The 26,402-nt window shown below is 38.5% G+C and carries 28 protein-coding genes, 1 pseudogene and 1 riboswitch; of the genes and pseudogenes, 24 read left to right on the forward strand and 5 right to left on the reverse strand.

From position 1 onward, the window contains the following. Positions 1 to 63 precede the first annotated feature (63 nt). A pseudogene (arsB, locus tag BMX79_RS09825) lies at positions 64 to 1,080 on the forward strand (ACR3 family arsenite efflux transporter); the annotation flags it as partial. A 187-nt stretch (positions 1,081 to 1,267) separates the two neighbouring features. Here arsB and BMX79_RS09830 read toward each other — a convergent pair. Next, complete coding sequence (locus BMX79_RS09830; RefSeq protein WP_091482174.1) at positions 1,268 to 1,639, reverse strand: aquaporin; 372 nt, start codon at positions 1,637 to 1,639, stop codon at positions 1,268 to 1,270. Between the two features lie 262 nt (positions 1,640 to 1,901). Between BMX79_RS09830 and BMX79_RS09835 the strand changes: the two genes are divergently transcribed. The 12 genes from BMX79_RS09835 (at position 1,902) to BMX79_RS09890 (ending at position 14,095) form a co-directional block, all read left to right on the forward strand. Continuing rightward, positions 1,902 to 2,873 (forward strand): ABC transporter ATP-binding protein, encoded by a 972-nt coding sequence (locus BMX79_RS09835; protein WP_091482176.1) that lies wholly within the window; start codon positions 1,902 to 1,904, stop codon positions 2,871 to 2,873. Further along, positions 2,857 to 3,666 (forward strand): ABC transporter permease, encoded by an 810-nt coding sequence (locus BMX79_RS09840; protein WP_091482178.1) that lies wholly within the window; start codon positions 2,857 to 2,859, stop codon positions 3,664 to 3,666. The genes BMX79_RS09835 and BMX79_RS09840 overlap by 17 nt, the downstream gene beginning before the upstream one ends. Positions 3,667 to 3,743: 77 nt before the next feature. Continuing rightward, positions 3,744 to 4,163: a MerR family transcriptional regulator gene (locus tag BMX79_RS09845; protein ID WP_091482179.1), complete on the forward strand. Its 420-nt coding sequence runs from the start codon at positions 3,744 to 3,746 to the stop codon at positions 4,161 to 4,163. Beyond that, entirely contained in the window at positions 4,156 to 4,425 is a 270-nt protein-coding gene (locus BMX79_RS09850) for a thioredoxin family protein (RefSeq protein ID WP_091482181.1), read from the forward strand. The genes BMX79_RS09845 and BMX79_RS09850 overlap by 8 nt, the downstream gene beginning before the upstream one ends. Positions 4,426 to 4,953: 528 nt before the next feature. Continuing rightward, entirely contained in the window at positions 4,954 to 5,409 is a 456-nt protein-coding gene (locus BMX79_RS09855; RefSeq protein WP_091482183.1) for a CopY/TcrY family copper transport repressor, read from the forward strand. A gap of 12 nt (positions 5,410 to 5,421) precedes the next feature. After that, positions 5,422 to 7,890 carry a heavy metal translocating P-type ATPase gene (locus tag BMX79_RS09860; RefSeq protein ID WP_091482185.1) on the forward strand — a complete coding sequence of 823 codons (2,469 nt, stop codon included), beginning with the start codon at positions 5,422 to 5,424 and terminating at the stop codon, positions 7,888 to 7,890. Positions 7,891 to 7,914: 24 nt separating this feature from the next. Next, entirely contained in the window at positions 7,915 to 8,178 is a 264-nt protein-coding gene (locus tag BMX79_RS09865; protein WP_091482189.1) for a hypothetical protein, read from the forward strand. A 76-nt stretch (positions 8,179 to 8,254) separates the two neighbouring features. Beyond that, positions 8,255 to 8,458: a copper chaperone TcrZ gene (tcrZ, locus tag BMX79_RS09870; protein WP_091482191.1), complete on the forward strand. Its 204-nt coding sequence runs from the start codon at positions 8,255 to 8,257 to the stop codon at positions 8,456 to 8,458. 112 nt (positions 8,459 to 8,570) lie between these two features. Next, the gene (locus BMX79_RS09875; RefSeq protein WP_091482193.1) at positions 8,571 to 10,673 is read left to right on the forward strand and encodes a heavy metal translocating P-type ATPase; all 2,103 of its coding nucleotides are present in this window, start codon (positions 8,571 to 8,573) and stop codon (positions 10,671 to 10,673) included. Between the two features lie 119 nt (positions 10,674 to 10,792). After that, on the forward strand, positions 10,793 to 11,413 hold the full coding sequence (locus tag BMX79_RS09880; protein WP_091482195.1) for an adenylate kinase: 621 nt from the start codon (positions 10,793 to 10,795) through the stop codon (positions 11,411 to 11,413). Between the two features lie 71 nt (positions 11,414 to 11,484). Next, positions 11,485 to 12,318 (forward strand): prolipoprotein diacylglyceryl transferase, encoded by an 834-nt coding sequence (gene lgt, locus BMX79_RS09885; RefSeq protein ID WP_091482197.1) that lies wholly within the window; start codon positions 11,485 to 11,487, stop codon positions 12,316 to 12,318. Positions 12,319 to 12,583: 265 nt separating this feature from the next. Beyond that, positions 12,584 to 14,095, forward strand: coding sequence for a multicopper oxidase family protein (locus BMX79_RS09890; protein ID WP_246117681.1), 1,512 nt, complete (start codon positions 12,584 to 12,586; stop codon positions 14,093 to 14,095). Between the two features lie 371 nt (positions 14,096 to 14,466). Here the strand turns inward: BMX79_RS09890 and BMX79_RS09895 are convergent, their stop codons facing one another. Continuing rightward, a complete protein-coding gene (locus tag BMX79_RS09895; RefSeq protein WP_091482199.1) occupies positions 14,467 to 14,871 on the reverse strand; it encodes a VOC family protein in 405 nt (134 codons plus the stop codon). A gap of 102 nt (positions 14,872 to 14,973) precedes the next feature. Beyond that, positions 14,974 to 15,558, reverse strand: coding sequence for a site-specific integrase (locus BMX79_RS09900; RefSeq protein ID WP_091482201.1), 585 nt, complete (start codon positions 15,556 to 15,558; stop codon positions 14,974 to 14,976). A gap of 167 nt (positions 15,559 to 15,725) precedes the next feature. Between BMX79_RS09900 and BMX79_RS09905 the strand changes: the two genes are divergently transcribed. The 7 genes from BMX79_RS09905 to BMX79_RS12470 all read left to right on the forward strand — a co-directional run bounded on the left by BMX79_RS09905 (position 15,726) and on the right by BMX79_RS12470 (position 20,951). After that, positions 15,726 to 16,037 (forward strand): hypothetical protein, encoded by a 312-nt coding sequence (locus tag BMX79_RS09905; RefSeq protein ID WP_091482203.1) that lies wholly within the window; start codon positions 15,726 to 15,728, stop codon positions 16,035 to 16,037. A 166-nt stretch (positions 16,038 to 16,203) separates the two neighbouring features. Next, the gene (locus BMX79_RS09910; RefSeq protein WP_091482205.1) at positions 16,204 to 16,416 is read left to right on the forward strand and encodes a heavy-metal-associated domain-containing protein; all 213 of its coding nucleotides are present in this window, start codon (positions 16,204 to 16,206) and stop codon (positions 16,414 to 16,416) included. Between the two features lie 89 nt (positions 16,417 to 16,505). Then, complete coding sequence (locus BMX79_RS09915; protein WP_091482207.1) at positions 16,506 to 18,401, forward strand: heavy metal translocating P-type ATPase; 1,896 nt, start codon at positions 16,506 to 16,508, stop codon at positions 18,399 to 18,401. Between the two features lie 296 nt (positions 18,402 to 18,697). Beyond that, positions 18,698 to 18,928, forward strand: a complete 231-nt coding sequence (locus BMX79_RS09920; RefSeq protein WP_091482209.1) for a heavy-metal-associated domain-containing protein — start codon at positions 18,698 to 18,700, stop codon at positions 18,926 to 18,928. 40 nt (positions 18,929 to 18,968) lie between these two features. After that, positions 18,969 to 19,523 carry a Dps family protein gene (locus BMX79_RS09925; protein WP_091482211.1) on the forward strand — a complete coding sequence of 185 codons (555 nt, stop codon included), beginning with the start codon at positions 18,969 to 18,971 and terminating at the stop codon, positions 19,521 to 19,523. A 323-nt stretch (positions 19,524 to 19,846) separates the two neighbouring features. After that, positions 19,847 to 20,230, forward strand: a complete 384-nt coding sequence (locus tag BMX79_RS09930; RefSeq protein ID WP_091482213.1) for a P-loop NTPase family protein — start codon at positions 19,847 to 19,849, stop codon at positions 20,228 to 20,230. A gap of 298 nt (positions 20,231 to 20,528) precedes the next feature. Beyond that, on the forward strand, positions 20,529 to 20,951 hold the full coding sequence (locus tag BMX79_RS12470; protein ID WP_143059437.1) for a hypothetical protein: 423 nt from the start codon (positions 20,529 to 20,531) through the stop codon (positions 20,949 to 20,951). Here BMX79_RS12470 and BMX79_RS09935 read toward each other — a convergent pair. Both BMX79_RS09935 and BMX79_RS09940 read right to left on the reverse strand, forming a co-directional pair. Continuing rightward, positions 20,866 to 21,786 (reverse strand): IS3 family transposase, encoded by a 921-nt coding sequence (locus BMX79_RS09935; RefSeq protein WP_091482215.1) that lies wholly within the window; start codon positions 21,784 to 21,786, stop codon positions 20,866 to 20,868. The genes BMX79_RS12470 and BMX79_RS09935 overlap by 86 nt on opposite strands. 17 nt (positions 21,787 to 21,803) lie before the next feature. Next, complete coding sequence (locus BMX79_RS09940; protein WP_091482217.1) at positions 21,804 to 22,247, reverse strand: HTH domain-containing protein; 444 nt, start codon at positions 22,245 to 22,247, stop codon at positions 21,804 to 21,806. A 514-nt stretch (positions 22,248 to 22,761) separates the two neighbouring features. On the opposite strand from BMX79_RS09940, the gene BMX79_RS09945 reads away from it, so the two are divergent. The 4 genes from BMX79_RS09945 to BMX79_RS09960 all read left to right on the forward strand — a co-directional run. Continuing rightward, entirely contained in the window at positions 22,762 to 23,037 is a 276-nt protein-coding gene (locus tag BMX79_RS09945) for a CidA/LrgA family protein (RefSeq protein ID WP_246117683.1), read from the forward strand. A gap of 1 nt (position 23,038) precedes the next feature. Then, the gene (locus BMX79_RS09950; protein ID WP_091482219.1) at positions 23,039 to 23,743 is read left to right on the forward strand and encodes an LrgB family protein; all 705 of its coding nucleotides are present in this window, start codon (positions 23,039 to 23,041) and stop codon (positions 23,741 to 23,743) included. A 149-nt stretch (positions 23,744 to 23,892) separates the two neighbouring features. Next, positions 23,893 to 24,001: riboswitch (NiCo riboswitch) on the forward strand. 128 nt (positions 24,002 to 24,129) lie between these two features. Beyond that, positions 24,130 to 26,013 carry a cation-translocating P-type ATPase gene (locus BMX79_RS09955; protein WP_091482221.1) on the forward strand — a complete coding sequence of 628 codons (1,884 nt, stop codon included), beginning with the start codon at positions 24,130 to 24,132 and terminating at the stop codon, positions 26,011 to 26,013. Between the two features lie 113 nt (positions 26,014 to 26,126). Further along, positions 26,127 to 26,402, forward strand: a 276-nt coding sequence (locus tag BMX79_RS09960) for a helix-turn-helix domain-containing protein (RefSeq protein WP_143059439.1), incomplete at its 3' end; no start/stop codon positions are given.

A 26,402-nucleotide genomic window follows, 5' to 3' on the forward strand; every position in this document is an offset into this window, starting at 1 on the left:
AAGATGAAAAATGAAGTACAAGAAACAGTATCACAAAAAAGTAGCGGTATGGGGCTATGGTAGCGTTACTTAAGCCTTTGGGTCGCGCTTGCTATGGTTGTAGGAGTGTTATTAAGTCAGGTTTTTCCTGCCATTCCAGAATTTTTAAGTCAATTTGAATATTATAATGTATCTATTCCAACAGCGATCTTAATTTGGTTAATGATTTTTCCAATGATGTTAAAAATTGATTTTAGTAGTATCGTCAATGCAACCAAAAAACCTAAAGGATTAATTTTAACAACAACCATTAATTGGTTGATTAAACCATTTACAATGTTTGCTATCTCTGCCTTTTTCTTTTTAGTGGTATTCAGACCATTTTTGGGTCCAGAACTAGCGAAAGAATGTATAGCTGGGGCTGTTCTTTTAGGCGCTGCGCCTTGTACAGCTATGGTATTTGTTTGGAGTGAATTGACAAAGGGTGATCCAGCATATACGCTTTTGCAAGTGTCCATAAACGATTTTATCGTTCTCTTTCTCTATGCACCAATCGTTGCGCTCTTGTTAGGGGTAGGTAATGTTTCTGTACCGATGGGTACACTGTTACTTTCCATTTTTGTATTCATTGTAATCCCTTTGGCTCTAGGAATTATTGTTCGAAAATACGTGGTAAAGCAAAAAAGTGACGATTATTTTGAAAAAGATTTTGTGAATAAATTTGATGGGACCACACGGATTGGTTTACTACTAACTTTAGTTATTATCTTTTCATTCCAAGGTGAACGAATTCTAAGTAATCCATTCCATATTTTATTAATTGCTATTCCACTAATCATTCAAAATCTTGTCATATTTTTCCTCGGATACGGTGGAGCAAAAGCGTGTAAATTGCCATTCTCCATTGCAGCACCAGCAGCTATGGTTGGAACCAGCAATTTTTTTGAATTAGCTGTAGCTGTCTCGATTGCTTTGTTTGGATTAAACTCCGGAGCAACTTTAGCGACTGTGGTCGGTGTGTTGATAGAGGTTCCTACGATGTTACTATTGGTCAGATTTGCAAACAAAACACAACATTGGTTTGATGGTTACGAATATTAAATGAAAAGAGACGAAAATAGCATGATAGGACTTTTTATCAACTGTTTTATTAACTTAAAATTTGGATGAGTAGATCGTCCAAATGTATAATGGCAGGCTTTATCTAATCTTTGATCGGAGTAGAGGTCTGCCATTTTTTGTTGCGGTCAAATCACAAACACAAAGAGAAAAGTGAGAATAAATTCAATCATAAATCCACTCCACTAGATGCAGTTAAATCTTCCGCTAAAATAGTCGCCCCGAGATTCGTTGCATCTTTTCCTGACTGGATAAGAAAATATTGTAGGATTGCTGAGCCAGCCACTGCCCCAGCTAATTGTGCACCGACATAAACGATAAATCCCTTAAAGTTCATGCGACCGTTCAAGAACATGGCTAAACTGACTGCTGGATTCATATGAGCCCCCGAAATGGTTCCGATACTATAAGCCATGGCAATGACGATAAGGCCAAATGCTAGCGCAATACTTAGCATACTCTCACCAAAGACCACTGCACCTGTCCCGATTAACACCAAAAACAATGTACCCATTGCTTCTGCGATTGCTTTATTCCACATAATACTATCTCCTTTTTCTGCTACTCTATTATAAATTCTCACCTTACTAGAATAACATGAGTAAAGTGTGTTTTCTATATTCTATTTAGGTCGTCCTACCTTCATAACTTACACTAATTATAAAAAATTAGAATTTATCTCTGAGTAAGAAGTTATATTTTAGGATCTGATTAAGAAGTTATGAAAAAGTATTAACCCTTGACTCTGTACCTAACTCCAGACTGTATTATAAAGGGGAAGAAAAAAGAGAGGTGGAAGTAAAGTGACAAAGAACATTCTTCAGACAAGTAATGTAACAAAAGATTTTTTCATTTCTAAAAACCGAAAAATTGAAGCTGTGAAAGGAATCGACTTAGAGGTGAAACAAGGAGAAATTTTTGGTTTTTTAGGTCCTAATGGAGCGGGAAAGAGTACGATGATTAGTATGTTGACAACCCAAAAGCAGCCAACTTCTGGGGAGATTTTGATTAATGATAGACCAATTTTAGAAAACCCGGAGTGGGCAAGACAAAAGATTGGTGTCGTCGCTCAGCATAATAATCTTGATAAAGGTCTAACCGCTCGAGAAAATCTTACCTACCATGCTAAATATTTTGGATTAGACGACTCTACCGCTAACCAACGCGCAGATGAGTATCTAGAAAAGTTTGGGCTGAAAGACCGACAGCATGATTTTGTTCGAAGTTATTCTGGTGGAATGGCCCAGCGGCTAAAAATTGCACGCGCAATGGTGCACCAACCGGAAATCTTGTTTCTAGACGAACCTACCACAGGATTGGATCCAGCTTATCGAGCTATTTTGTGGGAGCAAATACTAGCATTAAATAAAGCAGGTACTACTATCTTTCTGACAACCCATTATATGGAAGAGCCAGAACAATTATGCGATCGAATTGCTATTGTAGATAAAGGAAAAATACAAGCCATTGGAACAACGGAAGAGTTGAAAGAATTAATTCCAGCAAATAATATTATATCCATAACGTTTTCTGATTTTTCTCCTGAATTTGCTCAACAAGCAGAACGATTACCAGAAGTCGAAAATGTCGTTGTAAAAGAAGAAGAATTGCTACTATATGTAAAAAGTGCACACCCTGACTTCAATCAAATCATGGAATGGATCAGAACATTAGACACCTCATTGGAAACAATTAGTTTAAGTAAAAGTACATTAGATGATGTCTTTATCCATTTAACAAGTAAAGGAGGTATAAAAGATGACAGAACAGCATAATACACAGACAAAAAATTCTTGGGGAGCATTCAAGGCAATGGTGAAGCGGGATTTGCTTGTCCAACTTCGGGATAAGTGGGAATTTGTTTTTCGTGTAGCGATGCTGCCCTTTATGCTTATCTTGTTGTATGGGTATATTCTGCCAAGAATTGGACTTGTATCTAATGAATTTCCAAATCAAATGTTTCCTGGAATCGTTGGAATGAGTATTTTAGTAACCGGAATCCACGGAACCGCTATTCCACTAACGATGGATTTTAATGTTTCAAGAGAAATAGAAGATCGGTTGATGGCTCCAGTGAATGTAGGTGTAGTTGCCTTAGCGAAAATGTGTGTAGGAATCATTGAGGCATGGATTGGTGGACTCATTGTCTTACCACTTTCCTTAATTTTCATGGGAAATTCTTTAGATTTAACACTTACTTTACAGGGGGGGGGGCTGCTACTTGTGGTTATATTGTTAGCATCAATTTCTTCTGCGACGCTCGGTTTACTCGTTGGAACGATTATCAAACCGAGTCAAGTTGCTGCCATGTTTCCTGGATTTTTAATTCCATTAGTGTTTCTTGGATCTGTATTCTTTTCATGGAATACCTTACATGTGACACCCATTATTCAAGTACTTGTCCTTTTAAATCCATTAGTCTACGTGAATGAGGCATTACGAGCAATTTTAACTCCACAACTTCCTCATATGTCATTGTTCATTAGTATTATCGGTATATTGATCAGTATATTGATTATGGGATATTGGGGAAGAAAAAGATTTATTAAAATGGCTGTAGGTAACTAAGATTATTTTTACATGTTAAAATAATCTTGACTTTGTACCTAAGTACAGGGAGGATAATTAGAATAGAAGGTGAAAGCATGACAGGATTAAAAATAAGTGAAGTCGCTGAAAAGTCCAATGTCAATATCGAAACAGTAAGGTACTATGAGAAACGGCAACTCATTCCAGAACCACCTAGAACAAGAGCTGGCTACCGAATTTTTTCTTTAGAAGATGTAGATCGTATTAAGTTTATCAAACGTTCGCAGGAGTTAGGATTTACTCTCAATGAAATTAAACAACTCATTTCCATTTCCGATGACAAGACACAAGTTAATTCTGAAGAAGTACTTCAATACTCTGTCCAAAAAATTGATGAGATTGAAGCGCAGATAAAAGATTTAGAAAAAATTAAAAAAACTTTGCAAGATTTAACTGTCCAATGCTCAGGATCAAGAAGTTCTGATGGCAGATGTCCAATCATTACCAGTTTAACAGGAGGAGATAGTCATGAATAAAAGAAGGATAGAAATATTTACTGCAGGGTGTTATTTATGTGAACATGCCGTTCAACATGTAAAAGAACAGGCATGCCCAAATTGTGAGATAACAGTATATGACTTAAACAAGAAATGTGAAACTAAGGAATGTGAGACAAAAGCAGAGGAATATGGAATAGAAACAGTTCCAGCAGTTGCAATAAATGGTGAGCTGGCGGATTGTTGCAGGAATAGAGGTATCAATTTTGATACATTAAAGAATGCAGGTCTTGGGAAATAGTAACCATAGTCGATTACAGAATAAAAAAATCTTTTATTATGCGAAGAGTTAAAACGAAAAATATCCATAAAACATAGGCGTATGCGTGAAAATTTAGTGCAAACCATTACCAAAACCATTACTATATAACTATAAACGTTGGTGTGAGAGGGTTTATATGAGCCCCCTCAACTCCATAATAGAATTTAGGTCAGAAGTGCTGATTAATCAGAGCTTCTGGCCTTTTTTGTCGTCTGTATAGCCTTAAATATCCTTTTAGGGAGACGGACTAGACGAAAAAGGATTACTGAGTGTGATTATAAAAAAGAAAAGGAGAGTGGTAATAAAATCAATAAAAGTAAATCAATGGTAACCTTATAATTAGTATTGGGTAAAGATAGGAAAACAAAGGCAATAATAGCTGGTTACATTTATTAATCACAAGCTGGTTACATTTATTTAAAAAAGACTTGACAAGAATGGTTTACAATAGTAAACTTATCTCAAACATTTACGTTTACGCATGTAAACAATAAGGAGGGAAAGAGAATGAGTACAATAGTAGTTAACCCTCATATCACAGATGCTGAATGGGAAGTTATGCGTGTAGTCTGGGCGAATATCCGAGTGACTAGTAAAGAAGTCATTTCTACATTGGAAGAGAAAATGGACTGGAAACAAGCGACAACCAAAACGCTCTTAGGTCGACTCGTGGAAAAAGGCGCACTGAATACAGAGCAAGAAGGTAGAAAATATATTTATTCGGCAAATATCGAAGAGAAAGAAGCGGTAATAAGTTTTACAAACGATATTTTCGATCGTATTTGTCGGAAGAATGTCGGGAATGTAATAGAGAGTATCATTAAGGATCATACTTTAAGCTTCGATGATATCCAACGGCTAGAAGAAATATTAGAGATGAAAAAAGCTTTCGCAGTAGAAGAAGTTGATTGTCAGTGTGCAGAAGGGCAATGCGATTGCCATTTACATCATCATGGAGAATAAGGAGCAAAAAAATTGGAGAATAAATCATTTGCCATAGAAGGTATGACCTGTGCATCTTGTGCGCAGACAGTAGAAAAAGCAGCAAAAAAGGTGCGTGGGGTCACAAAGGCTTCCGTAAACCTAGCAACAGAAAAGTTGAGTATAGAATACAATGAACCAACTTTTTCGGTAGAAAATCTACAAAAAGCAGTGGATAATTCAGGGTATGAACTGATTGCCCAAGAAGGAACGACGCAAACCTTTGCAATTGAAGGTATGACCTGCGCATCCTGTGCACAGACAATTGAAAAAGCCGTCGCAAAGTTGTCGGGTGTAGACAGAGCATCAGTCAATCTAGCGACAGAAAAAATGCAAGTTTCTTATAACTCTTCAGCACTATCAGTAGCTGACCTTACTGGAGCTGTATCCAACAGTGGTTACACAGCAGTGTTAGAAACAACGGAGAGTCAAGAAAATTCAAGAGCGGAGAAACGTGAGAAAAAAGAAAAAAGAAGAAAGCAACTTTTAAATCGCTTTTGGGTATCAATTATATTTACGGTTCCTTTATTGATTATATCCATGGGTCATATGGTAGGCATGCCACTACCAAATATCATTGACCCAATGACAAATCCATTAAATATGTCTCTTTTACAAACTATTTTGACAGTGCCGATTATGGTAGTGAGCGGGGAATATTTTCAGAAAGGATTTAAAAGCTTGTTTAAAGGCCACCCCAATATGGATTCTCTGATTGCGCTTGGTACGGCTGCCGCGTTCGTCTATAGTCTTGTGGCTACAATCGGAACTGGCTTAGGTTATGGTAATTTTTCAGAGTTACTTTATTATGAAGTGACCGGTGTTATCTTGGCGCTCCATACTTTAGGACTATTTTTTGAAGAGCGATCAAAAGGGCAAATGTCCTCAGCTATTGAGAAATTAGTTAGCTTGGCTCCTAAAACAGCTCGAGTGATACGTAATGGTGAAGAACAGGAAATTGCTGTGGAAGCTGTCGCTCTAGGAGATATCATTAGAGTTCGTCCGGGAGAAAGAATGCCTGTAGACGGTGTTGTTGTTGAAGGACGTACTACAGTTGATGAATCGATGCTGACAGGAGAAAGTATTCCTGTTGAAAAGCAAGATGGAGACGAGGTTATTGGGGCGAGTATCAATAAAAATGGTTCCATTGAATACCGCGCCACTCGAGTGGGAAGCGATACAACCCTATCCCAAATTATAAAAATGGTAGAAGATGCACAAGGGTCTAAAGCACCCATTGCTCGAATGGCCGATATCATTACAGGATATTTCGTACCGATTGTTATCGGATTAGCCATTTTAGCAGGAGTTGCTTGGTTAATTGCAGGTCAAACAGGTATATTCGCTTTATCCGTTATCATTACAACCCTTGTCATTGCTTGTCCATGTGCCTTAGGTTTGGCGACTCCAACAAGTATTATGGTTGGAACAGGAAAAGGAGCAGAACATGGTGTCTTGATAAAAAATGGTGAGGCGCTAGAAACCACTCATAATCTAGAGACGATTGTATTTGATAAAACAGGAACCCTGACAGAAGGTAAACCTATCGTGACGGATATTTTAGTGACTCCTTTGATTACTGAAGAAGAGCTTTTATATTATGCAGCTTCTGGTGAAACCGGATCTGAACACCCATTAGGCGAAGCCATTGTACAAAAATCAAAAGAAGAGAATATGTCATTAACTAAGCCGGATCATTTTGAAGCCATTCCTGGACACGGTATTAAAGTAGAAATTGATGGCAAAAATATGTACATTGGAAACCGCAAGCTGATGGTAGAGCAGAATATTGATTTATCAAGCATGGAAAAAGAATCCGATCGCTTAGCAGACGAAGGAAAAACACCGATGTATCTCTCTATAGACGGAGAATTGGCTGGAATTGTCGCAGTAGCGGATACATTAAAAGAAAATAGTATGAAGGCTGTTAAAGAACTTAAAAAACGTAACATCGAAGTCATTATGATTACTGGAGATAACAAACGTACAGCCAAAGCGATAGCTAAGCAAGTGGGTATTGACCGCGTATTAAGTGAAGTATTACCTGAAGATAAAGCAGAGGAAGTCAAAAAACTACAAGAATCAGGCAAAAAGGTCGCAATGGTTGGGGACGGCATTAATGATGCACCAGCATTGGCTCAAGCGGATATCGGAATTGCAGTTGGATCAGGTACGGACGTGGCGATTGAATCAGCTAATATTGTCCTCATGCGTAATGATTTAACAGCTGTATTGACTGCGATTGATTTAAGTCGTACAACACTACGAAACATTAAACAAAACTTGTTCTGGGCTTTTGCTTACAACGTTGTAGGTATTCCAGTTGCAATGGGTCTCTTGTATATTTTCGGCGGCCCGCTGATGAGCCCGATGTTTGCGGCAGTCGCAATGAGTTTCAGTTCGGTGTCGGTCTTGCTCAATGCTTTACGGTTAAGACGATTCAAACCTTCGCCTGTTAAGTGAAACAAATGTTAAAGGAGGACAAAGATGAGACCGGGGTTGATTATTGAAGGGATTGGTTGTGTTAAGTGCGCCGAAGCAATAGAAGAGGAGTTTATGGCCAAATCGACCGTTGAAGAAATATTTAGCGGAATACACAAAAAAATGATTTTCGTCCATATAAGTAAGAATGTCACGCGAAAAAGTTTCCTTTCTTCGCTGATGGACGTGCCTCTGTTGTTAAAGGGAATCATTGAAGCGGCTCACTGTCACTGTTGTAGAGAAATCCACTTTGACTTTCCGGCCGGTTAATTATTTATTGGATTTATTTTTGACCTTCTTCGATTTGAAGAAGATAAAAAAATTAAAAGAAAAAGGAGAATGAATGATGAAAAAAGAAGTCTTATTAGATGGCGTAAAATGTGCAGGTTGTGCCAATACAGTGCAAGAAAAATTTTCAGCTATTGAAGGGGTTGAATCTGTAGAGGTTGATTTAGCGACTAAAAAAGCAGTACTTGAAAGTCAAACAGAGATTGATACCGAAACACTCAATGCTGCGCTAGCCGGTACGAAATATTCTTTAGTGAAATAGAAACGAACTATAATTAGTGCAAATGTCACACGTATATTCATAAGACGGACCTCACATTTTTATATCAAGAAGAAAAAGTGAGGTCTTTTTTAGAAATTTAGGAGGAGCGTATATGGGTAATAAACACAGCAATCATTCGTCGCATAAACATACCGCGGACAATAAAATGAAACATAGCAAGATGGACCATAGTACGATGGATCACAGCAAGATGGATCACAGTGAAATGGATCACAGTGAAATGGATCATGGCGCAATGGGAGGGCATGCCCACCACCATCACGGTAGCTTTAAGGAGATTTTCTTGAAGTCACTCCCATTAGGAATCATTATTATGTTATTATCCCCTATGTTTGGGGTCCAACTACCATTTCAGTTTACATTTCAGTATTCTGATATATTGGTGGCTCTTCTCTCTACGATTTTGTACATTTATGGCGGTAAACCTTTCTATATGGGAGCAGTGGATGAGTTTAAAGAAAAAAATCCTGGAATGATGGCTCTTGTCACTCTTGGTATCTCGGTTTCCTACTTTTACAGTGTTTATGCAGTCATTGCTGGATATGTGACTGGTGAACATGTGATGGACTTTTTCTTTGAATTTTCTTCATTAGTATTAATCATGTTGTTAGGTCACTGGATTGAGATGAAAGCTGTTGGAGAAGCCGGAGATGCACAAAAAGCATTAGCTGAATTGGTACCGAAAGATGCTCACGTTGTATTGGAAGACGATTCAATTGAAACACGTCCAGTTGCTGACTTGCAAGTAGGCGATTTGATTCGTGTTCAGGCTGGAGAAAATGTTCCAGCAGATGGAACCATTCAGCGCGGCGAATCACGTGTAAACGAAGCGCTTGTGACTGGGGAATCGAAACCAATTGAAAAAAATCCCGGAGATGAGGTCATCGGTGGATCAACCAATGGTGCCGGAGTCCTCTATGTGGAAATAAAGCAGACGGGCGATAAGTCCTTCATTTCTCAGGTTCAGGCATTAATCAGTCAAGCTCAAAGCCAACCATCTCGAGCAGAAAATCTTGCACACAAAGTTGCAGCATGGCTCTTTTATATTGCGGTTATTGTAGCGCTTATTGCCCTTGTCCTATGGATGGTTATAGCTGATGTACCAACGGCAGTTATTTTTACAGTCACCACATTAGTTATTGCTTGTCCGCATGCCCTGGGTCTGGCTATTCCATTGGTGACTGCTCGTAGTACCAGCTTAGGGGCCAGTCGGGGATTATTAGTGAAAGACCGGGACGCTTTAGAGTTGACTACAAAAGCAGATGTTATGGTTTTAGATAAAACGGGAACTTTAACAACTGGCGAGTTTAAAGTATCAGATGTTGAACTCTTTAATGATAAATATACGAAAGATGAAATTGTTGCCTTATTGGCAGGTATCGAAGGCGGATCTAGTCACCCTATCGCTCAGTCAATTATTAGTTACGCAGAACAGCAAGGGATACGTCCAGTAAGTTTTGATTCGATTGATGTTATTTCTGGCGCTGGTGTAGAAGGTCAAGCTAACGGACATCGTTATCAATTAATCAGTCAAAAAGCATATGGACGTAATCTGGATATGGATATTCCAAAAGGAGCAACCCTCAGTGTCTTAGTAGAAAACGACGAAGCAATCGGTGCTGTAGCTTTAGGGGATGAATTAAAACCAACAAGTAAAGACTTAATACAAGCCCTTAAAAAGAACAAGATTCAGCCGATTATGGCAACGGGTGACAATGAAAAAGCGGCTCAAGGAGCTGCAGAAATTTTAGGTATTGATTATCTAGCTAGTCAATCTCCTCAAGACAAATATGAATTAGTTGAAAAACTTAAAGCAGAAGGAAAGAAAGTTATCATGGTCGGTGACGGGGTCAACGATGCACCTTCTCTTGCATTAGCAGACGTTGGTATAGCTGTTGGTGCCGGAACTCAAGTAGCATTGGATTCAGCCGATGTCATCTTGACACAGTCAGACCCTGGCGACATTGAATCCTTTATCGAGTTGGCTCAGAAGACCACACGTAAGATGAAAGAAAATCTTGTTTGGGGAGCAGGGTATAACTTTTTCGCGATCCCAATAGCTGCAGGAATACTAGCACCAATTGGTATCACATTAAGTCCAGCGATTGGAGCAGTTCTTATGTCGGTGTCAACAGTTGTTGTCGCAATCAACGCTATGTTCCTAAGGTTAGATCCTAAATCAAGTGTCGATTAACATGTCGAATAATTGAATGACCTTATCGTGTAAAAATACAATAGTTTCACAGGAAAGGAAGAAATGGAATAATTTAAAAAACCATCTCTTCCTTTTTTAGTTTATAAGGAGGAAAAATTATGAGGCTGGTCCTTTTAGGGTTACCCGGTGCTGGGAAAGGCACTCAAGCTAAAAGAATCGCAGAGAAGTACCACCTGACGGCTATTTCAACTGGTGGAATGTTACGAGAAGCAGCCAAGGAGAAAGATACATTCGGACTCAGAGTGCAAGAATATATGAATAAAGGAGAGCTAGTTCCAGATGAGTGGATAAACTCATTGGTTAAGAGTCGCTTACAAGAAAAAGATGTTGAAAATGGCTTTGTTCTGGATGGTTACCCACGTACCCTACAGCAAGCAAAAATGCTCGAAGCTTACCTACAAAGTCAGAATCAGAATTTAGACGCTGTTTTCTTTTTAGATGTAAGTCAGGATACGTTAAGACATCGGTTAGCGCAACGAGGGAATCTTCGTTCAAAAGAAAAACAAGGAAATTCCCAAATCGAAGCAAAAAGGGAAAAAATTCGACTGGATGACAAACCAGAAGTGATTGAAAATAGGCTACACATTAATAAGGAATTAATGGAATCACTTATTCACTTCTACAAGGAGCGAAATCTGCTTTACGTTATCAATGGTGAAGGGGATTTTGACAATGTGTTTGACAATATAAATGAGGGTTTATTGTCTGTAAACAAATAACTACACAAATTGAACTTAAATTATGTGATTTAAAACAATTAACTAATGTAAGCTATGAAGGAGATTGAAGAATGAATGTTTTACTTAGTGTAATCGATCCAGTTGCTATTTCAATTGGCCCGATAAAAATTTATTGGTACGGAATTATTATTGCTCTAGCGATGCTGATCGGCATTTCATTAGCTACAAAGGAAGCTCAAAAACTGGGACTTGAAAAAGATACCATGGTAGATATGGCATTATGGGCCATACCAATTGGCTTTATCGGGGCCCGACTTTATTACGTTTTATTCAAATGGGACTACTATATACAGAATCCGAGTGAAATCATCGCAATCTGGAATGGTGGAATTGCCATTTATGGGGGGCTAATTGCGGGTGGTCTCGCAGTATACTGGTTTGCAAGAAGAAAGAAAATGACGCTAACTCTTTTACTAGACATACTTGCACCTAGTGTCCTCCTAGCTCAATCGATTGGTCGCTGGGGAAATTTCATCAATCAAGAGGCCCACGGTGGAGCAGTGAGTCGCCAATTTTTAGAAACTCTTTATTTACCAGAGTTTATTATTGAACAGATGAACATCAACGGTACCTATTACCACCCGACATTTTTGTATGAATCGTTATGGAGTTTATTAGGTTTTATCCTTCTTATTATCCTAAGGAATCAGAAAGGCCTATTACGTCGAGGAGAAGTTGCTCTTAGTTATGTCATCTGGTATTCATTTGGACGTTTTTTTATAGAAGGCATGCGCACCGATAGTTTGTGGATTGGGGATATTATGCGAGCTTCCCAAGTGCTATCACTCGTGCTGTTTATTAGCGCAATCGTGCTCTGGATTTATCGTCGGAGAGCCTATCCTACAAAACCTTATTATTCGGAAGGTTTAATTGCGTCTAGATAATCAGAAAGCAACATATTTTTTTATGATTAAGGAGGAGATAACAGTTGGGTGATTGTTTTAATTTGTTGACCCAACTTGGAATAAGTTCATTTCTTGGTTGACGCTGCTTACTGATGAGTATAAAATAACTATGTGATAAATAATTTACACTTGTAAACGACTGTTAGGGGTTACTTTTAAGTTGATAGAAGTATAAAGAGTATTGTCTTAACCTTCTGACAGAACCCATGAAAATAGAATTCTCGTGGAGAGAAGGATAATTTATATGAATAAAAAACGCTTGGCTCCATTATTGTTTTTCTTGGGAATCGCCTTGCTTGTGCTCGTTTTTCTTTTTTTTATGTTCTTCCCGCTTAACTTCGGTCCCTCTTTTGACCTTAATGACAATCCAATGGGAAATATGATGGGCGGCAGAAACGGCATGAATAGGGAAACAAACACAGTAGAATTAAAGGCACCCGAGCAGCCGTCTAGCAAATTACACTTACCCACTCTCCTTAAGAGCGATTATGAGACCGATACGGAAGTTTCCTATACCGTAGTAGCCGATGAAGGTCAGACTTCCTTCCGTGAAGGACCACTCACAGAGACGTACGGATATAATGGTTCTTATTTGGGGCCTGTTTTACAAGTGCGAAGAGGTCAGCAGGTTCATATCAATCTTCAAAATAAATTGGAAGAGGAGACCACTTTTCACTGGCATGGACTGAAGATCCCTTCTGATGTAGATGGAGGCCCTCACCATGCGATTGAAGCAGAAGGTAGAGCAGAGGTAGATTTTACAGTGGATCAGGAAGCGGCGACCCTTTGGTTCCATTCGCATGCACACCAAAAATCTGCTGAACAGGTCTATAATGGTCTCTCTGGATTGATTTTTGTGGAAGATGAGCATTCGGACTCTTTGGATCTCCCGAAAGAGTATGGAGTCAATGACTTTCCCCTCATTCTACAAGAACGATTTTTTGATGAGGATAACCAGTTTAATTATGATACGGTCTATAATTTTGATGGGACCACGGGAGACACCCCATTGGTAAATGGGACGATTCGTCCCTATATCGAAGTAGGACAGGAATGGGTTCGCTTGCGTGTCGTCAATGGTTCCAATGCTCGAAACTATCAATTGCGTCTTTCTGATGAATCTTTCTTTTACCAGATCGCTACAGATGGCGGTTTCCTAGAAACACCTGTAGAAAGAAAAGAGTTCCCTCTCTCACCGGGGGAACGGGCAGAAATTGTAGTGGACATGAGTAAGTATAAAGTGGGAGAGGAAGTTTCCCTTGTTGACATCTCGACAACAGAAATCCTAGCACTTCAAATAACAGGAGATAAGTCAGGAAGTCTTAAGCCTTTACCAGAAAAACTCAATGATTTACCGCCAGTGGAAGCTGACTCCTTACCAGATCGACAAATTGAGATGAGTGGAATGGGACACAAGGTGACATTAAACGGAAGAAAATTTTATTTGGAACGCATTGACTTTACCGTTGAACAAGGTAAAAAGGAAGTCTGGGACATTGCAGTGCCGAATACCTCTATGATGATGGGGGACATGCCCCACCCATTTCATGTCCACGGTGTCCAATTTCGTATACTTTCTCGGAACGGAAGTCCTCCAGAAGCTTATGAAGCGGGGTGGAAGGATACTATCCTCGTTCCGCCTGGCGAAGCTATCAAAATCGAAATTGAATTCTCTCAACCAGGAATTTTTATGATGCACTGTCATATCTTGGAACATGAAGACAATGGAATGATGGGGCAGATATTAGTGGAGTAACGATGTTCTGTTCAGATACTACGATAAGTTTTAGTTTCAATAATGGATTTAAGTAAACGTTCTCAAACCAAAGATTTAAAAAGTAAATAAAAAAAGTCGGGAATAACTTTAACTTCATAAAACATAGGCGTATGCGTGAAAATTTAGTACAAACCATTACTATATAACTATAAACATTGACGCGAAGGGGCTTGGATGAGCCCCTTCAACTCCATTATAGCTTTACTAAGGTTTCCTAACAGCTTCTAAACGCTGGTAGGAAGCCTTTTTTAATTTCTGAACTTTTCTTTCAACTGCTATAAACCATTACTACTGGAAAAAGGGTAATGGTTTTATTTTTAGTGATAATTTTTATATACAGATGAATTAAGTCAACCATTAATCTCATATTCACTACAGGTTATCTCAATCGTATTATTCATTGGATCTAAGACTGGAAAACTCCAGTAACCAACCCATTGTGGCACGCTATGGTATGTCTTGACCCTTTCCTTTTGCAATCTAGCAATGACTTGATTGTACTCATTCGATTCAAATGCTATTGACCAACTCGTCCTAGGTGCCACCCCACCTTTCCATCCAGGTTGGATGGAAAACAAAGGAGAAGCTTTCTTAAAGTCTTTGTGGTATTGAATGGATAACTGATGGTTGTTTATATTAAAAGCAATATCGTCTTCTTCATCCCATATAAGCTCTAATGCTAATATTTCTGAATAAAATTTTTTCGTCTCACACATATTATTTGTGAATAGATACGTAAATCCTAGATTAGCCATTTTATATTCCCTTCTCCCTTTTTATGAACTACTTAATATTTATATAAAATATCGGAGACTTAATCACGTAACAATAATTGAGCTTTCTTTTAACTATTATTATTAGTTCTCCATAAACTTCGCAAATTTATCTGCTGTATCTTTCTTTTCTTCTTTTTTAACGTGAGCATAGATATTCATCGTTGTTTGGATATCTGTGTGTCCTAGGCGAGCCTGAACATCTTTTATTGAAGCTCCCATAGAGAAGAGGATACTACTATGCGTGTGTCGTAACCCATGAACTGTAATTTGTTTGAGTCCATTACGCTTTTGTACATTTCTCATACGGTCATTTGGTACATTAATCGAATAGAAGTTATTTCTCGTATTCGCAAAAACATGCTGATCGGGTGTATTGGTATTAAATCCAAGTTTCAGCATGAATTGAGCCTGATACATCTTCCACAGCTTTAAAAGCTTCATAGAGTCATAATCCATATCAATCACTCTTCGACCGTTCACCGTCTTCGTAGGTTGCATGATAATCTTATTATTTAAGCCCCTAGTAAGTGTTTTACTAATGTTGAGTATAGATGTATCAAAATCAATATCCGACCATTTAAGAGCTAGTATTTCTGATTTTCGAGCACCGCTGTACGATAATATCCTAAAGTACGTATATCCGTTTACATCTAAATTTTCAACCATTGTATCTTTAGTTATATTCAAATTTAAATTTTGTTTTAGAACGGTGTCTATACATTCAAAGTATTTCTAAGAATAACACAGTTTATTGATACGCATCAATTATTACAGCGGTTATCTCTTGTAGACTGTAGATGTAACAAAAATACAAATGCGGAGGATTTATAGAAATGGACAAAAATATAGCAAATGACATAAATAGAAAATTAAATTTTTTACTGGAAGACCATGGTGTAACATTTGATGATTCTGATATGGCTTTAGACTCTTTAGATACTTTTCATGAAAAAGCGGACGCTCTGTTAGTCGCACATAACTGTGAGATACCAGAAGTAGAGCATGATATTGCTGGCTTGCAGCCGAAATTAAAGATGCTGATACAGGGACATGGAGCAGAATTTGATGATTCGAATTTAGATCCCAATAGTATAGATACCGTCATTCAAAAACTTGATGTTCTCCAAGATGAACATGGTGCATAAAAGAAATAGAATCGCTATCTTAAGGGATAGCGGTTTTTATTCGAATGTTTAAATGAATGAAAAAGCTTGATATAAATCAATTCATAAATGAACCATTGGGTTTATACTAACTGTGTAATCAAAAAACTTCAGAGTAATGACTTAAAAAAGATGAAGGAGAGAGAAGATGACGACGATAACGTTTCAATTAGAAAAATTGACCTGTCCATCTTGTATGCAAAAAATCACAGATAGTGTAAATGAATTAACGGGAATAGAAAAAATAAAAATTTTATTTGATAGAAGCAAAGCAAGAGTAGTATTTGAAGACAATAAAATATCAGAAGAAGAAATTCTTCATAAGATTGAAGAGATTGGATATTCAGCAAATAAAATATAATAACGGATGAAAGTTGATTGGGGTCAATTTTAAATGAAAAAGCGCAGGGTATACTGTAGTCAACAAGTACAAACTAGGAGGAGAAAGAAATGGGTTTTCAGCAAAAAATATTAAGCAGTAAAAATAAAATCACACTTATCTCAGGAATTTTAATCGTTATAGGATTTATTGAACACTTTGGTTTTGGAAACACACAAGTTTTTAATATCGCATTCATTATCGCATCTATTTTAGGGGTGGCACCAATCGCCATTCAAGCTTTTGGGGCTTTAAAGGTAAAAGTAATTTCAATTGATGTGTTAGTAACCATCGCAGTAATCGGTGCTTTCCTCATTCAAAACTATGAAGAGTCAGCTATCGTAACGTTCTTATTCTTATTCGGTAGCTGGTTAGAGGCTCGCACATTGAACTCTACTCGTTCAGCGATTAAAGAATTGACAGAAATGGCACCAGAAGTAGCTTTTAAACAAATGGAAAATGGTGAATTTGAAGAAGTTGATGTATGGGATGTTGACGAAGGCGATATCCTACAAGTCCGTACAGGTGGAAAAGTTCCAGTTGATGGAACGGTTGTTATTGGTGAAGGTCACATTAACGAAGCATCAATCACTGGTGAAGCGGATCCGGTTCGAAAAGAAACAGATTCAGAAGTCTTCGCAGGTACAATTTTAGAAAATGGAACCCTACAAATTCGTGCAGATCGTGTAGGAGAAGATACAACTTTCGGTAAAATTATTGAGCTTGTTGAAGAAGCTCAAGATTCAAAATCAGAAGCTGAACGCTTTATTGACCAGTTCTCACAGTGGTATACACCAACCGTCTTAGTCTTAGCGTTTATCGTGTGGATTTTTAGTCAAAATGTCGAGTTGGCCATTACAATACTAGTACTCGGATGCCCAGGTGCATTAGTCATTGGAGTACCTGTTTCTAACGTAGCTGGTATCGGAAATGGTGCAAAAAATGGTGTATTATTAAAAGGTTCAGAAGTAATTCAAGACTTTAGTAAAGTTGATACGATTCTATTTGATAAAACAGGAACTCTAACTGTAGGTAACCCAGAAGTTGCCGAATTTAAAACCTATGGGGATGCAGATCAAGCACTAAGCTATCTGGCAAGTGTCGAGAATGAATCGGATCACCCACTCGCAAAAGCGGTTCTTTCACAGTTAGGCGATATTGAAATGTATCCAGTAGATGAAACAAACGTTGTAAAAGGTGGAGGAATCGTCGCAGAAGTCGATGGCCACCGCGTTGCAATAGGAAACGTAGCTTTAATGGAAAAAGAAAATATCCAATTAACAAAAGAAGCTCGTGAAGATTTTGAAGTCTACGAAAAACGTGGAAACTCATTAGTTATTACAGCAGTCGATGGTGAGTTGAAAGCTCTAATGGGGATTCGTGACCAAATTCGCCCAGGGATTAAACAAGATTTACAAGCGATGAAAGCTTTAGGTGTTAAGAACTTAATCGTACTATCAGGAGATAACCAAGGTACTGTTGATTTAGTCGCTGAAGAATTAGGATTAACAGAAGCCCATGGAAACTTACTGCCAGAAGATAAGGCAGACTACCTTAAAGAACTCCAAGCTCAGGGTCAAATTGTCGCATTCGTTGGTGATGGAGTAAACGATAGTCCTTCATTAGCCCTTGCGGATATTGGAATCGCAATGGGTAGCGGAACAGACGTCGCTATTGAAACTTCTGATGTCGTTTTAATGAACTCAAATATGAGCCGCTTGCCTCACGCTTTAGGCTTAACTAAAGCAACCGCCAATAATATGAAACAAAATATTGTCATTGCAGTAGGTACTGTACTTGTTCTTCTAGCAGCCGTTTTCTTCTCAGACTGGATGAACATGTCAATCGGTATGTTAGTACACGAAGGAAGTATCTTAGTCGTTATCTTAAACGGTATGAGACTATTGCGCTACAGACTCAAAGGAACTGATGTAGAAACGGCGAACGCAAAAGAGGTTTATGCATAAAAAATACAATAAAAACTAAATAGATTACGGTAGAATTTCCAATATAATATAGTCGAACAAATTTCAGAAACAATTAGGAGATTAATACTAATTCTTGATCTACATCAATTCAATCTATCTAGTCTTCGATTAGAATAGATGCATAAGAGGCAAGAAATGAAAATATTGAAATACAAAATACCTCGTTAAATTGATGTAGATCAAGATTAAAAGCTTGAATAGCTGATATACTATAGATGTCAATAAGGTAAATCGAATGAATAAATAAAAAATAAAAATTCAAAGGAGAATGTATCATGCAAAAAGCAAATATTCAATTAGAAACGTTAACTTGTCCATCATGTCTACAAAAAATCGAAAATGGTGTTGGTAACTTAAACGGTGTGGATAAAGACAGCTTGAAAGTGATGTTCAATGCAAGCCGTGTAAAAGTAAACTTCGACGACACTGTATCAATTGAAGACATAGAAAAAGCTATCCAAGACTTAGGTTATGGCGTAAAAAGATCGCGTGTAAAAACCGCGTAGGTTTACTAAAAAAATCAAAAAAATAATGGAGGAATGAATCATGTCAGAAAAAACACCACAAGAAAGATTAAAAGAAGAACAAGAATATAAAGATCATGTGCATCATACGAAAATAAATGCAGCAGCCATTACAGACCATCTTTTAGGGAATATTCACACACTACATGTGAAGTTACATCAGTATCATTGGTATGTAAAGGGACCTCACTTCTTTACTTTACATGAAAAATTTGAGAAACTATATGATGATAATGAAAAATGGTTTGACCGTTTAGCTGAACAACTGCTAGCTTCAGGATATAAACCAGCTTCTACAACCAAAGAGCTTGTCGAGTATTCTATGCTATCAGAAGATCCAGCAGATAAATATATAAAAGCTGAAGAAATGGTTGACAATATCATCGATGATTTCAGAGAAACTCGTGAATTAACGATTCGTGCCATTCACTTGGCGCAAGAAGAAGAGAATGTTGTCTTTGAGGATACGCTAATTGAATTTAAAGATGACTTAGATACAAAAATCTGGATGTTGCAAGCCTTTATAGGAAAAGAAGCCCTAGAAGATGATGATTACCACGATGAAGAGGAAGACTAATACAATATAGATGAAAAGGAACAAGTAACTGCGAATTTACAAAGTACAGTTGCGTGTTCCTTTTTTGTTTGTCAAATTGTTTCTATAATAGATGGTATTGATGGGCTAAATTTGATTAATTGACACCATTTTTGCTTTTGAAATGAAAAAAGATCAATGAACGCCTATTATTTAGTTACCAAACAAACCATGAGAAATTCATATGACTCATTTACAGTTAATACGAAAAACACTCGGATTTGTTCTGTAATAGATTACTGAAAATAGGTACAAAACACAACGGATTGATAGTAAAGAGAAGTGTTTAGGAAACCAGCACTGATATGGGGTTAATTTTAGATAATGCATTATCTGCTTCCGATGTAGTGATTATAAACAGTAAACCATCGTACCTAGAGCTTTTGAGTACAATAAAATATGCGAAATTCTTAAATGAAAAAACTCTCAGTGCCGGCTATCATTTTAAAATTTTAGGAACACTATTTACTCATGATAATAATAAATCTAGTGAGGTTGCAAATGAAAACACACTTCAATATGCAAGTGATTTACTACCCTTTAGTAGTAGTATTTATGAGGATAGTGAGATTAGAGGAATGAAGAGTTTAAATGAAGGACACAATTTTGAAGACTATGAAAGGTTACTGATTGAGCTAAATTCAAATTTAAACATAAGAACTCAAATAAGGAGTATACATTCAGTTTGAGTCCAAGAACATATAAAATGTTAGAAAAAATATCTAAACACAATGGTTATGAAAACATATCTGAACTTTTAGATATATGGATACAAGCTTTTAATATAGAGAAATTTTAAAAGAAAGTTTACTCACTAATAAAGAACCCCAAAACAGCATTAAACTGGACCCCATGTCAAGGACAGTTTGATAAAAACCCCTTATAATTTATTATCGCTCCTTCTATGATAACGTCATAGGAGGAGCGATAATACGTTTAAGCCTGGATCAATACTTAGATTTTGGGTGGGGATTATCCAACAAAAAAATGAATAAGAAGGATTTTAATAGCCTAGAAACCCTTGGTTTCTCAATCTTTAGAGACATGCATACAGAACGCGTTTATCCAAACTGGATGTTACGTTATTTTGAAACATTGACTGAAAGCGAACAGAGGGTGTACTTCCACTCCTTTCGCCAGGTGACTGATCAAATGTATTCCGAAGATTATTTGATTGATCGGTTGAAATGGATTTTAAAATATCCAGCTATCGAAATGGAATACGACCTCTATGTTCATGCAAAACTGGATTTAGATTTTTATTATCCTGCTGTTTTCAAACCCGAAAAATGGACACAATTAGAGGAAAAATATTTTGATCGCTTTAATGAGGATATTCTATCGGTACTTGAATCTCAGGAAAATCAGGCGTTTTCACCAAATGACTCAGGGGATACACACCCGTTTTAAAATAATCATAATATTGATTAGGAGATAATTTCGCCAGTTTCCACTGATAGCGTTCTGTATTATGATAATCCATATAGTCATCAATAATGGGGTGAAGGTCTGAGAACGCCTCAACATCACCAAGATAAGCTATTTCGTCTTTCATGTGTCCAAAGAAGGATTCTTGGGGAGCGTTATCCCAACAGTTTCCTCTTCGTGACATAGATTGACGCAGTTCTTTATCCGCGAGTAATTTTTGAAATTTTATACTTGTATAGTGAATGCCCTGGTCGGAATGGATCAGGGTTTTCTGTTGTTTTGAAATGTCATGGTTGATCAAAAGGTCTTCAATCATCTCTAAAACAAAATCAATACTTAAGGATTCACTTAATTGATACGCTAAGACCTGGTTCGTGAATGCATCAATCACGGCAGATAAATAAGCTTTCCTTCCTCGCCCGTAAAAGAGATAGGTGATATCTGTTAAGAGGATCGTTCGTGGACCGTAGGCTCTAAATTCTCTGTTAACGAGATTAGGTTTTAACGCATGTTCCTGGCGTACTTTTGCCATGCGCTTATACGGATTCGGTTTTCTTATAGGGCAGAACAGTCCAAACTTTCTCATTAAGCGCTGGATTTTCTTCCGGTTCATGAGTATCTCCATGTGTAACAGTCGCATATGGATCCCTCTGGATCCTTTATCATAGCCGCGATGTGTATAGGCTTCAAGTATCAAATTAAAATCGTGCTGATCTTGTTCTTCTTTTTTCTTTCGACTCTCTTCAGATTTCAACCAGTTGTAATACCCCGAACGTGAAACTAAAGCAATCTCACATAGCCATGATATATTTAACAAATTATGATCTCGTTTTGTTAGGTCTTTAATGAGTTGGAATTTTTCTTGTGTGAAGCCCTCTTGGCCTTCCGATGGATCAAATTTGTTTTTTTTAGGGCATCTATCTGTTGTTTTTGAAGGGCGACTTTATGTTTCAAGTGTGCGATTTCTTCTTCTTGAGTTCTTTCTTTAGTACGGGGTCTTCCACTGGATTCACTACGTAAATCCATAAATCCTTCTGGGCGATGGCTCATATTTTTAATTCGTCTGGAAAAAGTCTTTATACGGTCTTTGCCTAACGCTATCACATCAAAGTCTGCGTCTCTAAAAATTTGCGTAGGTCCTTTTCCGAGAGCTTTTTCTTTAGCGAAATGGTCTTTGAATGCCTCTGAGTAAGTTACTGCTTTAGTTGATGCTTTCTCTACAAAAGGATTTTCTTCAAGTTCTCTTCGCTCTTCCTCTGTAAAATAATTTCTTCCCATGTCAACGCTCTCCTTTGAACTCATATAGTTGGGTTCATTATACAATAAAGAACCCTATAAAATAGAGAACGAATAAGGGTTTTTTATCCGTGTCTATTCTATAGGGTCCAGTTTATATCAGAATGGGGTTCTTTTTTCATCACTTAACAGGTGAAAATGAAAAAGTAAATTTAAGCTGCCGTTAGGCAGTTGGCACATGTTTCAACGAAAAGTATGAGTTGTTCAGGATTCTGGCGGAGTATTAAGAACTGCTATTTAATATCTCCGTATAAGCTTTCTAAATCTATATTAAGAACCTTGTAGACAAATAAAGAAGCGGAACTTTTCTCCATACCGTATTTATTAGTGAAAGACTTTCAAACCGTCCGGATTTCGTTTAAAACAGAGTGGAACATGCCTTGGGAGGAAATGCGTATGAAACAACTTAAACAGCTTTTCTGGATATTATTATTTTCGTTCATTGGTGAATTTTTATCACTGAAGTCCGGTCGCGATTCCGGGGAGTGTGATGGGGATGGTCCTCTTGTTTATTGCCTTGCACTTCAAGTGGCTGAAACTTAATCAGGTGGAAGAGGTGGGGAACTGGCTCACCGATAATATGGCGATCTTCTTTGTGCCGGCAGGGGTCGGTTTGATGACCAATTTTGGAATCCTTGGAGACGTCTGGTGGCAGCTACTTTTAACGATCATTATTACGACCACACTGATGCTTGGTTTTGTCGGCCTGGTCGTTCAGTTCATGAAAAGACGAGCAGATACCTCTTCTAAAAAAAGCAAGGAGCTGATGTAGAATGCTTTCGACCTTCGCAGAAAACCCGTTTTTCGGGATCGTTCTATCCTTTTCCTTTTTCCTGATCGGAGGCTTGCTGCATAAGCGCTGGCCGAATCCACTGTTCACACCGCTCGTCTTTGCAATCATCAGTATCATCCTGCTGCTGTTGATCACAGATATTCCTTATGAGTCCTTTAACGTGGGCGGACGGTTCATAAACTTATGGATCACCCCAGCCACTGTGGCTTTAGCAATAAAACTGGAAAAGAATTTTGATTATCTCAAAAAGTACTACCCAGCGATTTTGTCAGGAATCGCACTGGGCGTTATCTTCCAGACGATCATCCTGCTCATCGTGAGTGTCCTGTTCCAGTTCAGTCCGGACATGGTCGCCACGCTGTTCCCTAAATCCGTCACCACAGCGATCGCTTTAGGGGTATCCGAATCACTTGGTGGTATCGTATCGCTGACTGTAGCGATCGTGGTCTTTACAGGTGTCTTGGGAACGATCGTCGGACCGCCGATTTTCGCCCTATTAAAAATAACAGATCCAGTCGCTCAGGGTGTTGCTCTGGGATCCAGTTCACATGCCATGGGGACGGCTAAAGCCATCGAGATGGGGGATGTCCAAGCAGCGATGTCCGGCTTGTCGATCATTTTGACGGGGATAATCATCGTTATTCTGGCGCCTTTTGCAATCGAAATCATTCAGATTTTATTCTGATCGAAGCTTAACTTTATTATACTGATAAAATGTAAGTAAAGGCTTGACCGATTAAATTTGATGTGCTATTATGAAACTAACTTCACAAGACAAGTTGGTAAAAGACGACAACTTAATATGAAAGCTTTGATTAGAGGCGTTTGAGCTAATCATTGTGATCTGAACAGGCGGTGAACGTAACACGAGGTTCATGCAGCCGGGCTGCAATTATTTGCGGCAGCAGACTATGTATTCTAAGGGCATATCTGTGGGACAGTTAATTCTGTTCTACGGGTATGCCCTTTTTTAATACAGAAAAATAAGTGGAAAAGGAGGGAGACCGCTCTTTAAGCCAGTTGTCTGTGATATGTGATAGAATAAAAATAATGATGAAAGAAGGGAATAACATGATCAGTTATTTAATAAAGAGTAGGCAGGGCCAGTTTTTAGCTATCGGTATTTTGTTTGCCGCAGCTGGCTTTATATTTGGAACGATGAATAGTGAGTACAGTCGCTGGCTTTTCTATGCTGCTATATTTTTCTTAGGCTTTTATGCGTCCAAAAATGCGATCGTAGAAACAGTGCGCGACAAGTCGCCCAACGTGGATCTACTTATGATCCTCGCTGCACTTGGTGCTGTGATCATTGATTTTGAATCAGAAGGAGCAGCCTTACTACTAATTTTTGCCGCAGCTGAAGTACTAGAAGATTATGCGAACAACAAATCGACCTCATCGATCTCGGAATTGATGGCTCAGGTACCTGAAACAGCTCAAGTCTTGAAAGAAAATGGTGAAGTGGTAACCGTTCCTACTGAAGACCTGAATGTAGGGGAAAGGGTCGTCGTTTCTAAAGGGGAACAGATCCCGATCGACGGAATCATTGACCGCAAATCGATCGTCAATGAATCAGCTCTCACTGGCGAATCGGTTCCTGTCGTGAAAGAGGCCGAAGATGAAGTGTTCGCAGGAACGATCAATGAAGGCGACGTTTTTTATATCGATGTAACCAAATCCAGCGATGAAACAGTCTTCTCCAATATCATTCGGATGGTCGAAGAAGCGCAGAGCCGTCCTTCACGCATCTCTAAATTCATTGACCGGATAGAGAGCAAGTATGTTATTTCTGTACTAGTTATCGTGCCGATTTTCATCGTTGTGATGTATGCATTGATGGATCTGCCATTCGAAGAAGCCTTTTATCGCGGTATGGTCTTTCTAACAGTCGCCAGTCCCTGTGCCTTAGTCGCTTCGGCCACGCCAGCAACGTTGAGTGCGATCAGTAATGGAGCAAAAAACGGGATTTTATTCAAAGGGGGGGCTGCAATGGAAGCTTTGAGCACGATGGATATCTTATACACAGACAAGACAGGCACGCTGACTTATGGTGAATTCAAGGTCGATGAATACAGTGCTCCCGATGATGTATTGAAAGAAGTGATCTATATGGAACAGCAGTCGAGTCATCCGATCGCTCGAGCTATCGTGACGGCGTTTAAAGAGACGGATCTGAGTTCAGTCGATCATAATGAACCTGTTAATGAAATAGCCGGTTCCGGTATCAAGAAAGGCACAGTAAGGGTGGGAAAACCTTCAGCCTTCAGTACATTCAAAAACTACGATCGCTTCAAGCAGTACTTCCAAAAAGGCAACACGATCATTCTCGCAGCAAAAGAAGAGGAGGTCGTTGGTTACTTTTCACTCAGTGACCAGATTCGCAGACAGTCGGCAGATGCCGTGGCTAACTTCCAGAAAGAAGGCATTAAAGTCACGTTATTAACGGGTGATAACGAAGAAGTGACAGAGACGGTAGCAGAGGTCGTCGGTGTCGATGACTATAAAGCGTCCATGTTGCCGGAAGACAAGATCGCCTATGTCAGGGAGAGTCAGGATAAGGAAGAAGTGGTCGGCATGATCGGTGACGGGATCAATGATGCGCCAGCTCTGGCAAATGCAGATATCGGGATCGCGATGGGCAGCGGTTCCTCTGTGGCGATGGAATCATCCGATGTCGTTGTCGTTAAAAATGACTTGTCGAAACTGTTCTACAGTTACAAGTTGAGTAAGAAACTGAACAAAATCATTTTGCAGAATGTGATTTTCTCGATCAGCGTGATCGTGACCTTGATCGTCTTGAACCTCTTTGGCGTATTAGGACTTCCACTAGCGGTATTATTCCATGAAGGGTCAACAATACTCGTTATTCTTAATGGTCTCCGTCTACTTGGATCTAAAGGTCCGAAGCAAGAAGAGAGAGTCTCGGATCCATCTTTAAAGTCTGTAAAGGTTTAAACTGAACATTTTATGAAAGAAAGCCCCTGAGACTGATCAAACAGTGATATGCTCCCCTTATAGTAGACAGAGAAATAATAAAAATTCTCTGACACATTAAGGGGAGTATTTTTATGTCTAAACGAACGACAACACACAGTATAAACGAACGATATGAAATCGTTGAAAAAGTAATTAATGAAAGAGAATCTATTTACTCTTTGGCCAAAAGGGAAGGAATAGATTCTTCGACTATTAAAGGATGGCTTCGCAGTTATCGAGCTAAAGGGATTGAAGGATTAAAAGAATCCATAGAGTGGAATACCTATTCAGACAAACTAAAGAGACAAGCAGTTGAGCATTACCTAAACACCCCAGAAAGTTTAGAAGCGACATGTGATCGCTACACT

The sequence above is a fragment of the Alkalibacterium pelagium genome (assembly GCF_900109325.1).
Lineage (GTDB): Bacteria > Bacillota > Bacilli > Lactobacillales > Carnobacteriaceae_A > Alkalibacterium > Alkalibacterium pelagium.